The organism is Chelatococcus asaccharovorans (genome assembly GCF_003201475.1).
Classification (GTDB): domain Bacteria; phylum Pseudomonadota; class Alphaproteobacteria; order Rhizobiales; family Beijerinckiaceae; genus Chelatococcus; species Chelatococcus asaccharovorans.
This window is the reverse complement of sequence record NZ_QJJK01000008.1, coordinates 379,023-393,015: the sequence shown is the minus strand read 5'-3', so window position 1 is coordinate 393,015 and position 13,993 is coordinate 379,023. Positions and strand designations below refer to the sequence as shown.

The window sequence follows — 13,993 nt, the reverse complement described above, 5'->3', positions numbered from 1 at the left end:
TTCGTGATGTCAGGCCGCTGCGCGCGCCTCATCATAGTCTTCCATCAACACGGCAACCGCATCGCCGCGCTGCACGCGGCCCGGCCCCGCCGACATCCACAGCACGCCGTCGCATTGGTAGCGAACCTCGATCGGCGCCCTGTCGACATCCTCGACGAAATGCAGAAGTCCTGCGAGATCGCCGGCCTTGCAGACGTCGCCAACCACATTGCGCGGCTCGAAGAGCCCGCCAGCGGGAGCGAAGCTGTAGCCAGCGGCGTCGCGGACCATCATGTGCCGGGTCCGGGGCGAGCCGTCACGCTGGCGCGTCTCCGGCTGCCCGTCCATCATCTCGAAATGCTTGAGAATGTTGGTCAGCGCCCGATCGGCGATGCGGACCCCCTCCACGTTCACGCGGCCCCAGCCGCCGAGTTCCGTGCCGAGCGAAAGGATCCCGCGCCGTTCCACGGACGAGGTGAGGGTGGCGCCTTCGTCGACGCCCCAGAACACCACATTGTACGGGGCGCCGAACGCCGAGGCGGCTGCCATGGTGCGGTCGCGGAGCGCGCCGTCCGCCACATAATGCATATTGGTGGAGAGCGCGGAATCGAAGGAATGACCGGCCGTGTGAAGATCAACGGAAATATCGACATGCGGAAGAATGATCGCATCCACGAAATGCGCCAGCATTTCAGAGAATGTTCCCCGCGCATTTCCGGGAAAACACCGGTTCATGTCGCGGTTATCGATCGGTGAAAGGCGGGTGTCATTCATCACAGCGGGGATATTGAGCGCTGGAACCATAATCACCCGGCCCTGGATACGCGCCGGATCCAAGGTACGCGCCAGGCGCGATACGGCGATCTGCCCTTCGTATTCGTCGCCATGGACCCCGCCCGTGAACAGCACGGTCGGCCCGGATCCGTTCTTGACGGAGACGATCGGGATCTCGACTGTTCCCCAACCCGATGTGTTCCTGGAGAGCGGTGCCCTCAGATAACCTGCTTGTCGGCCTGCTGCGTCGAGATCGATATCACATCGAATTCGGCTTTCAGTGGAAGTCCCCACATCGCCCTCCTTGCTCTTGTGATCGTATCATCGTATACGATTCTACGATAAGTCAAGTGAGCTCATCGAACACAGTGATCGCCAGGATACGATGCAACATACCAGGACGAGCGCGGGAACAGAGCCGATGCGGCCGGCCGACGCGGCCAATGCGGAGTGGCAGCGGCTGCAGCCGCAAACCCTTGTGGATCTGGCCATTGAGGCGATCATCGCGGGTGCGGCGGCGGGCCGCATCCTGCCCGGCGATCGCATCGTCGAGGCCGAACTCGCGCGCAAGCTCGGCGTCAGCCGGGTGCCGGTGCGCGAAGCCCTGCGGCTTCTTGAGAGCCAGGGCGTGGTCGTCAACGAGCCCTACAAGGGCATTCGTCTGCGGCCGGTGACCAACGAGCGCGTGTCGGACCTCATCGAGGCGCGCATCGCGCTCGAGGCCAGCGCGACCGCCCGCGCGGTGGCGGCCGGGCGCAATCGCGGTGGGCATCTCGATCTGCTGCGCAACGCCGTCGACGAGATGGAACTGATGGCGGCACGCAAGGATGCCTATGGCGTCGCAGTTGCAGACACCAAGTTCCACCGGGCGCTGTGTCTCTTGGGCGGCAACAGCGTGACGCTTGACCTGTGGGAAACGCTGGCGCGCCAGTTCACCATCATCTTCGGCCTTGCGACCTTCGGCAAGCCGATGCTCGGCGTGGTGGAGGAGCACCAGGAACTCCTCGCGATCTTTGAAGCCGGCAACATCGCGGCGATCGGCGCGACGCTGGATGACCATATCACGGTCATGAACCACGCCATGGATTATGAGGCGATCATCGCCCGGCGGCGTGCGGAGAGGGAAAAGCAGTGACCAACAGGGAGATGTCTCGTTCCATGCCCTCGCCTTCCATGCCTTATGCACGTCCGGCAGCCTTGCCGCCTTTTCGGATCACCCGCATCGAAGCCGCCCCGCTGTTCGGTGAGAGCCCCAAGGGTGGCTGGTCGGCGGAGATCCGGCCGGAGGATTCGATCCATGCGATCATCGCCGTCCACACCGACCAGGGCGTGACGGGATACGGCAGCTCGTTCACGGACGGCCGTCTCGTGCAGGCCGGCCTCAAGGTGCTGGAGCCCCTTTTTCTGGGCGAGGATGCGCTCTCCCCCGAATTCCTCAGCGAGAAGCTGCATCAGAACACCTTCTGGATGGGGCGCGGTGGCACGCTGACCCACACCATCAGCGGCATCGACATCGCGCTGTGGGATATCCTCGGCCAGGCCACAGGTCTCAGCGTGGGCCGGCTGCTCGGCGGCAGCTACCGGCGGCGGGTGCAGCCCTATTGCTCGCTTCTGATGGAAGAACCCGCGGTGATGCGCGACGTCATCGCGAGCTACCGCGAGAAGGGCTTCACGGCCTTCAAGATCGGCTGGGGCCCGTTTGGCCGGGCGCTCGATACGCGCCTCGACGAGGCCATCGTGCGGGCGGCGCGCGAGGCGGCCGGCGACGCGGCCAAGCTCCTGGTCGATGCCGGCGCCAGCGATGCGCAGTGGCCGCACGGCTTCAAATGGGCGAAACGCACGGCGGAGATGCTGGCGCAGTTCGATGTGGGCTGGTTCGAAGAGCCGGTGCGGCCCGATGCCATCGACGACTATTGGGAACTGCGCCGGTGCTCGCCCGTGCCGATCGCCGGATGTGAAGTCATCACGCGGCGCCAGGCCTTCATTCCCTGGCTTTCGCGCGGTGCGGTCGATATCGTCCAGCCCGATGTGACGAAGGTCGGCGGCATCTCCGAGCAACGCCGCATTGCCTGGATGGCGGATGACTTCGGTGTGAAATACATCGGCCATGGCTGGAACACCGCGCTCGGGCTCGCCGCCGATCTGCAGATGGCAGCGGCCTTTCCCAGTGCCGATCTGGTCGAGTTCATCGGCGGCAGCCCCTATGTCGACGGCATCCTCGCGGAACCTTTCGCGCTCGACGCGGAGGGCTGGCTGACCATCCCCGATCTGCCGGGTCTTGGTGTCACCATCGATCGCGAGAAGCTCGCGCGCTACACGCCGGATGTCGCGCCGCTGTTTGCCTGAGCAAGCCCTGACGAGGGCGATGCCTTTCTCTCGACTTCGCGGCAGGCCCGCACATGGCTTCGTCTGTGATGCCAGTCGGGATGAAGCGCCATAAGGGTTAACGCGCGTTAACCTTTATGGCGTGACGCTTATATGTTCAAAAACAGTAGTATCGCGCTACGTTTTCATGCTGCACAACTTGTCACGTTCTGGCATTACTATGCTGCCACGAAGATCGTGACGGTTAGGGGCGGGGCACATGGCAAGCGTGAATGACGGTACCATCGATCTGACGACACCGGCTGGCGTGCTGGCGGTGGAGCAGGTGGCGCGGCTTTACAACGTGTATGTCGGGCGAGATCCCGATGCGGCTGGTCTCTCTTTCTGGATGAATTTGTATAATGACGGCGTTTCGATCGCCGATATTTCCAATGAGTTTTACCAGAGCGCTGAGTTTCAGCAGCAAAACCCTGGAGTGGACACAGACAACACGGAATTCCTGACGGCAATTTACCAGAATACATTTGGTCGTGCGCCCGATCAGGCCGGCCTGGACTTCTGGCTCAATGCGATGCAGTCAGGCATGTCGGCGGCGCAGGTGGGGGTTGCCTTCGCCTCGTCGGCGGAGGCAACGAGCGTCTCGGCCGCCCTTGGCACGATGACGCTGAGCGACATCAATGCCGATCGCATCCCTGAACTCATCGTCGGTTCGGCGGCCGGGCCTCTCTCTTATGTGACGGTTTTCGACGGCAACAATGGCGCGGTGCTCCAGACATGGCTGCCCTTCGGCGCCGATAATGTCGGCGGCGTGGAGGTCGCCAGCGGCGATGTCGATGGCGATGGCTTCGACGATATCATCGCCGTCTCCCCCGACGCGAACGGCGGCGGGCAGGTGCAGGTACTGTTCGGCGGTGCAGACTATACCTATACGGGGTCGACCTATAGCGCGCCTAATCTGACCTTCACGTCCTTCGCCGCCTTTTCCGGCACCTATGGCGGCGGGATGTCGGTCGCCGTGCGCGATCTCAACGCGGATGGCCGCGCCGAGATTCTTCTCACGCAGACCGAGCCGGTCTCAGGCGAAACGTCGCCGGTCCAGCTCCTGCAGCTCAATGCCGGCCGCACCGGCGCCCCGACCGACGTGACACCGACAGGCCTTCTCGGCGACTGGTACGTGGCCGGCCATGGGCTTGCGGCGGCCATGGGCGACACCGACGGTAACGGCTATGGCGAGATCATTCTCGGCGATCTCTCGGGCGCCAATCTCGCGGTCGTCACGATCAACCCGGAGGATGGGTCGATCGTCGGGACGCCGCGTGTCCTTCAGCCCTATGGCGCAGACTTCACGGGCGGCGTGGTCCCCACCGCGATCAGCGCGCAGCAGACGATCATCCAGTTTCCCAACGGGCTGACGTCCGCGAGCCTGGACCAATGGGCTCTGCCCATCGTCGGCCCGACGGATGCCTTGCTGCGCGGCGCCGGCGTTCCCGGTGCGCTGATCGTCCACGCCAACGAACTGAACGCCAATCCGGTGCAGATCCTCGCGGACGGCAGCACGCAGTCCATTCCGTGGGATGGGACGACCCTCCCCGTTTTTGCCGGCGGCGGTTTCATGTTCCCGCAACCACCCGCCGATGCCGGCGCCAACCCCGTCCTTCCCGGCGGCTCGGCATCCCCCATCCTCGTCACGGGGGGCTTTGGCGGAACGGACGTCCAGCTTCTGAGCTACGACAGCACGAGCGGCGCCTGGGTTGCCGTCGACAATTCCAGCAACACGGTCGACGGCGTGACGCCCTGGAGCAATCCCTGGGGGCCGGGCGCCATCGAGCAGAATTCGGCAACCCGGAGCAAATACGGCTTGGTGCAGGTCGCGCAGGTCTCCTACGAGTCGCCTTATGTTGTCAGTTTCGGATCGGTCTCGGCCGATGAACTCGCCTCGCTGACGTCCGATTTCCAGTCCCATTACCAGGGGGCCCTCACGGCGACCGAGGCGTGGAACGCGCAATACATCACCGATGCCACGTCCAACGTCAGCTCGTGGGGACCGGGCACTCCCGGTGCGGCGAATTCCGACGCCATGCCGGCGGACCTGTTCAAGCCGGACTTCAGCCTGCCCGAGGGGGCGACGGAATCGCTGCAGGAGCTGTTCCAGGCGCGTGTGATGGCCTCGATCTTCACAAATTACGGCATCGCCTATGAGCATCACCACGCACCGACGTGGTACGCCTATGAGCCGGGTTCCGACGCCGCGATGCTGCCGCAGGTGGCCTGGGGCGCAAGTGTATCGGGCTTCCACACCCAGGGTATGGACTGCACCGACTTCACGAGCTGGTATTACAACTTCGCCTTTGGCTTCTGGATCAACTCGGACACCCAGATCCAGGCCAATCAGCTCACGGTCGACGTGGCCTGGCTCGGCAAGACCCTGACAGCCGAGCGGGTCGCTTTGTCCACGGATATCTATGGCGCAGACGGGCAGGCCACCGACGCCGAGATCCAAGCCTACCTTGAGGCCAATCTCCAGCCCGGCGATATCCTTTATATTTCGCCCACGCCGGTGAACACGGATCCCAGCAATGCAACGCCGGGCCAGGCAAGCCATGCGATCACCTGGACGGGAGACTACGCGCAGCTTGCGGGCGGTGGCGGCGATTTCGTGATCGATTCGACCGGCAGTGAATCCTACGACGAGCTTGGTCGCTACTATCCAAACGGTGTGGAGATTCGGCAGTTCGATTCGGACACCTGGTATTTCCATAACATCGTCGGCATCACGCGCTGGTTGACACCCGACAACGTCAACACGCTGGCCGACGGGCTCGGCTTCTCGATCTGACGCCGCGATCGCCGTCACAAAAACGCCCGGTGGACAATGTCCGCCGGGCGTTTTTGTAAATTGAAATATTTGATAGCGCCTCGGGTTCCGGGCTCCTCGGGTTCGGGGCTCCTCGCTGACGCGAGGCCCCGGAATGACGGCGGGATTGCGCAGGCGCCAAAATCCTGGACCAGCGGGACCGTAAATACCTGAATCTCAGCGGGTCATTCATCCCCGACAAGAAACGAGATTTCAAAGTTGGTGGACGTTGATCCGCTTCAGGATCGGGACGAGCTGCCCGCGTGCATGACGGCGGTGTGCGCGGGCGGCGTTCCCCGCAGCGGCCGCATCGCCGGACTGGATGGCGTCGATGATCGCCTGATGCTCGGCCGTCGAGGCCGTCGGCAGCGGACGGAGGTGGAGCGTCAGGCGCCGGGCCCGGTGGGACTGCCCGGACACCGTCGCGGCCATGCGCTTGATGCGGCCGTTGCCGCAACCTTCCACGAGGGCGTCGTGGAACCGTTCGTCGGCAATGCGCCATGTCTCGAGATCGCTCGCTCGCAACGCAGAAGCCATCGCATCCGTACTGGCCTGCAATACGTCCAGGGTCGACGACCGGGCTTCATCGCTTCCCTCGGCGAGCCGTTCAGCCGCGGCTCCCTCGATAGCGATCAGAACATCGTAGATCTCGAGGAGATCGGCCGGGGACAGGGCCCGCACGAGGATGCCCTTGCGCGGGAGGATCTGCACGAACCCCTCATCCTGCAACCGGGCCATGGCCTCATGCACGGGCGTGCGGCTCATTCCGAGCTGAGCCGCGATCTCGTTCTCTGCAGCCTGGAAGCCGGCGGGCAGTTCGTTCGCGAAGATGGCGTTGCGCAGGTAGCGGTAGGCGACCTCTGCGCGTGCCTCCTGGGGTGCGTCTGCTTCCTGGGGTGCGTCTGCTCCGGCGTCCTCGGACTGCATCTCGGCCTTGGCCTTGGAGGTTGCCACGCCTTCCGGCCTCGATAACCCATGCCGTTTCAGTGGCGACCTCCCGCGTTTCGCTCATTTCGTCGTCCTTCGAACAAAAGAAGCATTGACAAAAATTTCGGTCCACGTCCACTTGCATTTCAGCTTGCATGCCAGCTGAAATGCAAAGGCGTGATGATAAGGCCGGGGTAACGGGCTGCAGAAATGACCAGGCGAAGGTGGGAGACATGAAGCGATTCGTCGGCCGCAAGGATCTGGCTGCCAATGACGTGACAGTCCTGTTCACCTGGCTGAGAGGCGCGGGCAAAGGCGCGACTTTCGGCACGGCTGGTGTCGGCGCGGCTTCGGATCTCAGCGGTCGTCTGCTGCGTGATGCCGCCGGCGTCGAACTGACGGTGCTGCCTTACAAGAGAACCGGACCGGCCATGCACGACCTTGTCGGCGGCCAATGGCGGACCAGCCTCGTCCCGCGCTCCTTGTTCCCCGAACAGATGGAAATGCCCCCATGCGTGAATACAAGATTGCCGCCATTCCGGCTGACGGGATCGGCCCCGAAGTCATCGCCGCCGGGCTCCAGGCGCTGGAGTCGCTCCAGCAGCGCAGCGGCGACTTCAAGCTCAACGTGAAGCACTTCGACTGGGGCTCGGACTACTACAAGAAGACCGGCCGCATGATGCCCGAGGATGGCCTGGAGCAGCTCAAACCCTTCGACGCCATCTTCTTCGGCGCCGTCGGTGCGCCCGATATTCCTGACCACATCACGCTGTGGGGGCTGCGCCTGCCGATCTGCCAGGGCTTCGACCAATACGCGAACGTGCGCCCGACCCGGATTCTACCGGGCATTTCCTCGCCCCTTGCAGGCGTCGGCCCGGGTGACCTTGACTGGGTGATCGTGCGCGAGAACTCCGAGGGGGAGTACGCGGGACAGGGCGGACGCACGCACCGCGGCCTGCCGGAGGAGGTGGCGACCGAGGTCTCGATCTTCACACGGGTGGGTGTCACCCGGATCATGCGCTTCGCGTTCAAGTTGGCGCAGTCCCGCCCGCGCAAGTTTCTGACCGTTGTCACCAAGTCGAACGCCCAGCGCTACGGCATGGTGATGTGGGACGAGATCGCGGCCGAGGTGGCACAGGAATTTCCGGATGTCACCTGGGACAGGATGCTGGTCGACGCCATGACGGTGCGTATGACACTGAACCCCCAGAGCCTCGACACCATCGTGGCCACCAACCTGCACGCCGACATCCTGTCCGATCTCGCCGGTGCGCTCGCCGGGAGCCTCGGCGTCGCGCCGACTGCCAACATCGATCCCGAGCGACGTTTTCCCTCGATGTTCGAGCCGATCCACGGCTCGGCCTTCGACATCACCGGCAAGGGCATTGCCAACCCGGTCGCCACCTTTTGGACCGCAGCCCAGATGCTCGACCATCTCGGCGAAGGCGCCGCCGCCACGCGACTGATGCGGGCCGTCGAAACGGTTTCGGCAGAGGGCATCATGACACCAGACGTCGGAGGGAAAGCCACGACGCAAGAGGTCACGGACGCTGTTTGCGAGGCCATCCGCATCTCGAACATCTGAAGGGCGATCGAACGTCCGCGCTGCTGCTTGCCGTTCTCAACCTGCCGCTGAGCGGGCGGTGGGGCGCCGCCCCCATCCAAGCGCCTGAACGCCGGCCGGTCTCGATGGATCGTTCTGGATCGGGCCAATTCCGGACCCGGCGGATCGAGGATCCGCCGGGGTCTTCTCGATCACGCGCTGGCGTGTTCGGGGACGAATTTCAGCGCGACGCCGTTGATGCAATAGCGCAGGTAGGTGGGGGGCGGGCCGTCTTCGAACACATGGCCGAGGTGGCTGCCGCAGCGCGCGCAATGCACCTCCGTCCGTGTCATGCCGTGGCTGTGGTCGACGGAAACCTCGACACTGCCGGGCACGGGATCGTTGAAGCTCGGCCAGCCTGTGCCGCTCTCGAATTTGAGGGTCGATGCGAACAGCGGCTGGTCGCAGCCGACGCAGGAGAACGTGCCGGCCCGCTTTTCATGAAGAAGCGCGCAACTGCCGGGTCGTTCGGTCCCGTGGTCGCGCATGATGTAATACTGCTCGGGTGTGAGCAGCGCCCGCCATTCCGCCTCCGTCCGCGTTACAGGGAAGTGGGTGCTCGCCATGAAAGACCTCCTGGATCACGCATCAGACGCCGTCCCCGGAAACGGAAGGCTTCCGGTACGGCGACGGGTTGCCCTCAATCTGGGATGTCGCGGACGAATTCGCAATGTGTGCTCACCCGCCTCGCGCGGCGGGCACGGGTGTCCGCGTGCCCTGAGGTGGGCGATCAGGGACAGGCGCAGCGTCCGAGGGCTGCGACGCATGGCGCCAATGTCAAACGATCCCGACAGGCGTATGAACGGGCCGCTTCGCTCGACATGCCAACCACAAGCGTTCGAGCGTGTGTGCTCTGGGATGCTTACGCTATGAAGTGGGAACTCTTTTTCGGCCTTCCCCTGGTCGTCGCCGCCTTTGTCATGGTCTTCCGGTTTCTGTTCCACATGGAATGACGGGTTGTGGGGCTGGCCGGATCATGGCCAGGCCAGCGCCATGTCGGCGGCCGCTTTGCGCAGGAGCCCCACGAGCGAGGTGATGCGTTCGGGCGGGAGCCGCGATATCGGCGCTGCCACGCTCATCGAGCCCACAAAGACACCCTCGCGGACGATCGGAACGGCGACAGCGCCCACGCCAACTTCCGCCTCCTCACGGGCCAGGCCGTAGCCGCGCTGTCGCGTCTCGTCGAGTTCGCTCATGAGATCGGCCAGGTTGCGGATGGTATTGGGCGGCGCGTCCGCCCATTTGCCGAGGCCGGAAGCGATGGCGATCCGCGCGGCGTCCTCGGCGGAGAGCGTCGCGAGCCACACCTTTCCGTTCGCCGTCGCGAAGGGAACGATGCGCTCACCCATGTCGGGCTCGTAGACGAGACCGGCCCGGCGCCCCCGCGCGGAGGCCGTCCACACGAGCGTTTCGTTCTGCACGGTGGTCAGACGCACCAATTCCTTGGTGCGTTGCGCCACATCGTCGAGAATGGGCTGGCGCAGGTTCGCCGGATCGAGATGGGCCAGCAGACGCTGGCCGATGAGGGCCATGTGCAGGGTCAGAGCATAGCACTCGCTTTCCTGGCTCTGGTCGGCCCAGCCATTGTCCACGAGGCTCGTCAGAATCCGATGTGCGGCACTCTTCGGGATATTCAATCGATGGGCGATATCCGATAGCCGGATGGGCTCCTCCGCCAGCGCCAGAAGCTCCAGCGTCGCCAGCACGCGGTCGACCGGTCCGCTTGGGGGATCGCGGCCGATGTCCTGGATGGAGCTGGATTTCCAGAGGGCCGCTTTTCCTGATAGCGCCGTCATCGCTAGTGCGCCTCGCCGTGCAACACGCCGCGCGACAGGAAGATTTCCGTGATCTCTTCGGTTTTCTCGAGGAATTCGGGATCACGGCGTGCGGCGAGGCCACGCGGACGCGCCATGTTGATCTCCATGATGCGTTCGATGCGGCCGGGGCGCGGCGACATCACGATCACCCGGTCGGCCAGCAGGACGGCCTCGTCGATGGAATGGGTGATGAACAGGATCGTCATCCGGTGCTTCAGCCAGAGGGCTTCCAGATCGACGCGCATCTGCTCGCGCGTGAGCGCATCGAGCGCGCCGAAAGGCTCATCCATCAGGAGGAGACGTGGTTGCAGAAGCAGCGCGCGTGCAATCGACGCGCGCTGCTTCATACCGCCGGACAGCTCGTGGGGGTAGCGTCCGGCAAAATCGGCGAGACCAACGCTCGTCAGGAGGTCCATGGCCTTGGCACGCAACGGCGCCTTGCTCTCCCCCACCATGTCGGCCGGAAACAGCACGTTCTCCAGGATCGTGCGCCAGGCAAGCAGCACGTGGTTCTGGAACACGATGCTCATGCCGATCGGCGGCTTGGTCGAGGTGTCGTCAAACACCGTGATCTTGCCTGTGGTCGGGAGAGACAGGCGGGAAATCAGCCGCAGCATGGTCGATTTTCCGCAGCCGGAAGGTCCGACCACGGCCACGAACTCTCCATCGCCGATCGTCAGATCGACGCGTTCAAGCGCAACGACGGGGGCGCCTGCCGTGCCGAAGGTTTTCGTAACCCCCTCGAGCGTGACGCCGGGGCGGTAGGTCCTGCCCGAAGCGGCCGAACCCGCGCTCGTCGCGCCATCACGCGTGCTGGCATCGCTCATCCACTGTCCTCCCTAGGTCGCGACCTTGCGGCGCGAAAAATAACTTGACGGAACGTTGTTCCAAACAGAACTATGTTCCAGCAATAGGTCAAGCCCTTCGATCACGAAACGGCGCGCTTGGAGGGAAAAACTTTGGGAGGAAAAACTTGAGAGAAAAAAATTTGGGAGGAAAAACTTGAAAACGATGGGTGGTTGGATGCGCCAGGCGCAGACGGCGGCAAGCCTCATTGGCGCCATCCTGGCGTGGGAACTGGCGGTTCGCATCTTCAAGACGCCGGAATACATCCTGCCGGCGCCGAGCAAGGTGCTGTACGACCTGTTCCGGAACTATGCGGCGGTCCTGCCGGCCTCCTACTACACCATGCAGCCGATGGTGCTCGGCTTTCTCGTCGCAGTCGTGATGGGCGTGCTGCTCGCGCTGCTTGTCGTCTATTCGCCCCTCTTCGAGCGCATCTTCTATCCCCTGCTTGTCGTGCTGCAGATCATTCCGAAGATCGCGGTGGCGCCGCTGTTCATCATCTGGGTCGGCTTCGGGCTTCCCTCGAAGGTCTTGCTTGTCTTCCTGCTGTCGTTCTTTCCGATCGTCGTGAATTCGATCGTCGCCTTCAAATCCATCGAGAGCGATGTCTATGACCTCGCGAAGTCCTACCGGGCGAGCCGGCTCAAGATCTTCTGGCGCGTCGAGTTGCCAAGCGCGCTGCCCTCGCTGTTCGCGGGCTTCAAGGTGGCCGCGGCGCTGTCGGCGACAGCGGCGGTCGTCGCCGAATTCGTGGCGTCGGACAACGGCCTCGGTTATCTGCTGCTCAACTACAACGGCAATCTCAACACGAGCATGACCTTTGCCGTCATCCTCGTGCTCAGCCTGCTCGGGCTCATTCTCTATGGCGTCGTCGAGCTCGTCGAGCGGTGGGCGATCCCATGGCACGTCTCGCAGCGGCGCGACGATTTCACCGTCGGCAAGAGCGGGGTCTGAGTGTCAAGCGTGACGCGACTTCGCTCCGCGTGGGCTTCAGACCGGCCGGGCGGTTCTCGTTCAAAGTCAACAGTGCAAAAAGTTCAGGGAGATAACGTTATGGGGATGATAAAGCACACACGGCGCGGGATCATCGCGCTGGCCATGGGGTTGAGCATGGGCGCGGTCGCGGCCTCGCCCGCCTCCGCCCAGGATGCGGTGAGCCTGCGTCTGAACTGGCTCTTGAGCGGCGTTCATTCAATCTTCTACTACGGTGTCGACAAGGGTTTTTATAAGGACGAGAAGATCGACCTCACCATCGGTGAGGGGCAAGGCTCGGCGCGCGCGGTGCAGGTCACGGCGACGGGCGGCGATACCTTTGGCGTGGCTGACGGCGGCAGCGTGATCGCCGCCGCGACGCGCGGCGCGCCCGTCAAGTCGGTCCTCGGCATCATGAACACCTCGCCTTACGGCATGTCGTTCCGGACGGATTCCGGCGTCAAGACCATCAAGGACGTGGAAGGCAAGACCATCGGCGCCACGGCCGGCGAGGCCTCCATGGCGCTTCTGCCGGCCATCTGGAAGAACAACGGCATCAATCCGAGCAAGGTGCGCATCCTCAATGTGGATGGTCCGGGCAAGCTCGTCGCCATCCTGGAGAAGCGCGCCGACGGCATCCTGGCCGGCCTCGAGGGCCAGGTCATCATCCTCGAGCAGCGCGGCCTCGACCAGAAGGTGTTCTCCTTCGCCGAACTCGGCGTGAACACGCAGGGGCTGACGATCGTCGCCAGCAACAACACCATCGAGACCAAGAAGGACCTCGTGCAGCGCTTTGTCCGCGCGACGGTGAAGGCCATGGAAGCTGCCAAGGCCGATCCGGACGCCGCGGTCGCGGCTGCCATGAAGGCACGGCCCGAGGCCGACAAGGGACTCCTGAAGGCCCAGCTCCTCGCATCGATCAAGCTGATTCCGTCGCCGGAATCCCCCAACCTGCCGATCGGCGAGATGGCACCGGCAGACTGGGCACGCACGCTCGACCTCATGAAGTCCTATCAGGACGTGTCGACGGCCATGACGCCCGAGAGCTTCTACACGAATGCCTTCGTCAAGAAGTAGCAACCGACATCCGCCGCGTCACCGGCGCGGCGGATGACCTTTTCTAGCGGAAGGATGGCGGTCGGCGAGATGGTCGCACAGTATGATCTGACGGGGCGCGTCGCCATCGTCACCGGCGGCACGGGCGGTTTCGGCAAGGCCATCGCCGCGCGGCTCGCCGGATGCGGTGCCGTGCCTGTCCTATGGGACCTGCCGTCATCCCTCGCCCGGGCCGGTGAGACCGGCCTCGCGTCCCAGGCGGTTGACGTCACGGACGCGTCGAGCGTGGATGCCGCCGCCGCGGAACTTTTCGCGCGGTTCGGTGCCCCCGACATCCTCGTCAATAACGCCGGCATCGTCGGCGACGTCCGGCGAACCTGGGAAATTCCGGTCGATGAGTTCCGGCGGATCGTCGACGTCAATCTCATGGGCGCCTTCCACGTCTGTCGCGCGGTCGTGCCGCTGATGCTGGCGAAGGATAAGGCGGAGCGGCGGGGGCGTATCGTCAATGTCGCCTCCATCCAGGCGAAGGAGGGCATGCACAACGCCGCCGCCTATAGCGCCGCCAAGGCCGGGCTCGTCGCCTTGACCAAGAGCCTCGGCAAGGAGCTCGCGGAGGAGGGCATCCTCGTCAATGCCATCACGCCGGCGGCCTCGCTCACCGCGATGAGCATCGACGCGCCGCCGGAGCGGCTGGCGGATATCCTGTCGCGCATTCCGATGCGTCGTTTTCTCCAACCGGACGAGGTGGCGGCGATGATCGCCTGGCTCGCCTCCGATGAATGCAGTTTCAGCACTGGCGCCGTCTTCGATCTGTCGGGCGGCCGGGCGACTTACTGA

General features: G+C 64.1%; 13 protein-coding genes. 7 read left to right on the top strand and 6 right to left on the bottom strand.

Going from position 1 to position 13,993, the window contains the following annotated elements; translation table 11 throughout:
* Positions 1-9 precede the first annotated feature (9 nt).
* The gene (locus C7450_RS20665) at positions 10-1,047 is read right to left on the bottom strand and encodes a succinylglutamate desuccinylase/aspartoacylase family protein (protein ID WP_110376318.1); all 1,038 of its coding nucleotides are present in this window, start codon (positions 1,045-1,047) and stop codon (positions 10-12) included.
* 127 nt (positions 1,048-1,174) lie between these two features.
* Between C7450_RS20665 and C7450_RS20660 the strand changes: the two genes are divergently transcribed.
* From C7450_RS20660 to C7450_RS20650, 3 genes are all read left to right on the top strand, one after another.
* The gene (locus C7450_RS20660) at positions 1,175-1,888 is read left to right on the top strand and encodes a GntR family transcriptional regulator (protein WP_110376317.1); all 714 of its coding nucleotides are present in this window, start codon (positions 1,175-1,177) and stop codon (positions 1,886-1,888) included.
* A 23-nt stretch (positions 1,889-1,911) separates the two neighbouring features.
* Positions 1,912-3,099, top strand: a complete 1,188-nt coding sequence (locus C7450_RS20655; protein ID WP_245449993.1) for a mandelate racemase/muconate lactonizing enzyme family protein — start codon at positions 1,912-1,914, stop codon at positions 3,097-3,099.
* Between the two features lie 238 nt (positions 3,100-3,337).
* Positions 3,338-5,914 carry a DUF4214 domain-containing protein gene (locus C7450_RS20650; protein ID WP_110376316.1) on the top strand — a complete coding sequence of 859 codons (2,577 nt, stop codon included), beginning with the start codon at positions 3,338-3,340 and terminating at the stop codon, positions 5,912-5,914.
* A 231-nt stretch (positions 5,915-6,145) separates the two neighbouring features.
* On the opposite strand, the gene C7450_RS20645 is transcribed toward C7450_RS20650, so the two are convergent.
* Both C7450_RS20645 and C7450_RS35175 read right to left on the bottom strand, forming a co-directional pair.
* Positions 6,146-6,886 carry a GntR family transcriptional regulator gene (locus tag C7450_RS20645; RefSeq protein ID WP_245449991.1) on the bottom strand — a complete coding sequence of 247 codons (741 nt, stop codon included), beginning with the start codon at positions 6,884-6,886 and terminating at the stop codon, positions 6,146-6,148.
* Positions 6,887-7,005: 119 nt separating this feature from the next.
* Entirely contained in the window at positions 7,006-7,314 is a 309-nt protein-coding gene (locus tag C7450_RS35175) for a hypothetical protein (RefSeq protein WP_425351243.1), read from the bottom strand.
* A gap of 56 nt (positions 7,315-7,370) precedes the next feature.
* Between C7450_RS35175 and C7450_RS20635 the strand changes: the two genes are divergently transcribed.
* Positions 7,371-8,444 carry a tartrate dehydrogenase gene (locus tag C7450_RS20635; protein ID WP_110376315.1) on the top strand — a complete coding sequence of 358 codons (1,074 nt, stop codon included), beginning with the start codon at positions 7,371-7,373 and terminating at the stop codon, positions 8,442-8,444.
* A gap of 170 nt (positions 8,445-8,614) precedes the next feature.
* Here C7450_RS20635 and msrB read toward each other — a convergent pair whose 3' ends face one another.
* The 3 genes from msrB to C7450_RS20620 form a co-directional block, all read right to left on the bottom strand.
* The gene (gene msrB, locus C7450_RS20630) at positions 8,615-9,028 is read right to left on the bottom strand and encodes a peptide-methionine (R)-S-oxide reductase MsrB (protein WP_110376314.1); all 414 of its coding nucleotides are present in this window, start codon (positions 9,026-9,028) and stop codon (positions 8,615-8,617) included.
* 408 nt (positions 9,029-9,436) lie between these two features.
* Complete coding sequence (locus C7450_RS20625; RefSeq protein WP_110376313.1) at positions 9,437-10,258, bottom strand: IclR family transcriptional regulator; 822 nt, start codon at positions 10,256-10,258, stop codon at positions 9,437-9,439.
* A gap of 2 nt (positions 10,259-10,260) precedes the next feature.
* Positions 10,261-11,106 (bottom strand): ABC transporter ATP-binding protein, encoded by an 846-nt coding sequence (locus C7450_RS20620; protein ID WP_110376312.1) that lies wholly within the window; start codon positions 11,104-11,106, stop codon positions 10,261-10,263.
* 184 nt (positions 11,107-11,290) lie between these two features.
* On the opposite strand from C7450_RS20620, the gene C7450_RS20615 reads away from it, so the two are divergent.
* The 3 genes from C7450_RS20615 to C7450_RS20605 all read left to right on the top strand — a co-directional run bounded on the left by C7450_RS20615 (position 11,291) and on the right by C7450_RS20605 (position 13,993).
* A complete protein-coding gene (locus C7450_RS20615; RefSeq protein WP_110376311.1) occupies positions 11,291-12,079 on the top strand; it encodes an ABC transporter permease in 789 nt (262 codons plus the stop codon).
* 99 nt (positions 12,080-12,178) lie between these two features.
* Positions 12,179-13,174 (top strand): ABC transporter substrate-binding protein, encoded by a 996-nt coding sequence (locus tag C7450_RS20610; protein ID WP_245449988.1) that lies wholly within the window; start codon positions 12,179-12,181, stop codon positions 13,172-13,174.
* Between the two features lie 69 nt (positions 13,175-13,243).
* The gene (locus C7450_RS20605; protein ID WP_110376392.1) at positions 13,244-13,993 is read left to right on the top strand and encodes an SDR family NAD(P)-dependent oxidoreductase; all 750 of its coding nucleotides are present in this window, start codon (positions 13,244-13,246) and stop codon (positions 13,991-13,993) included.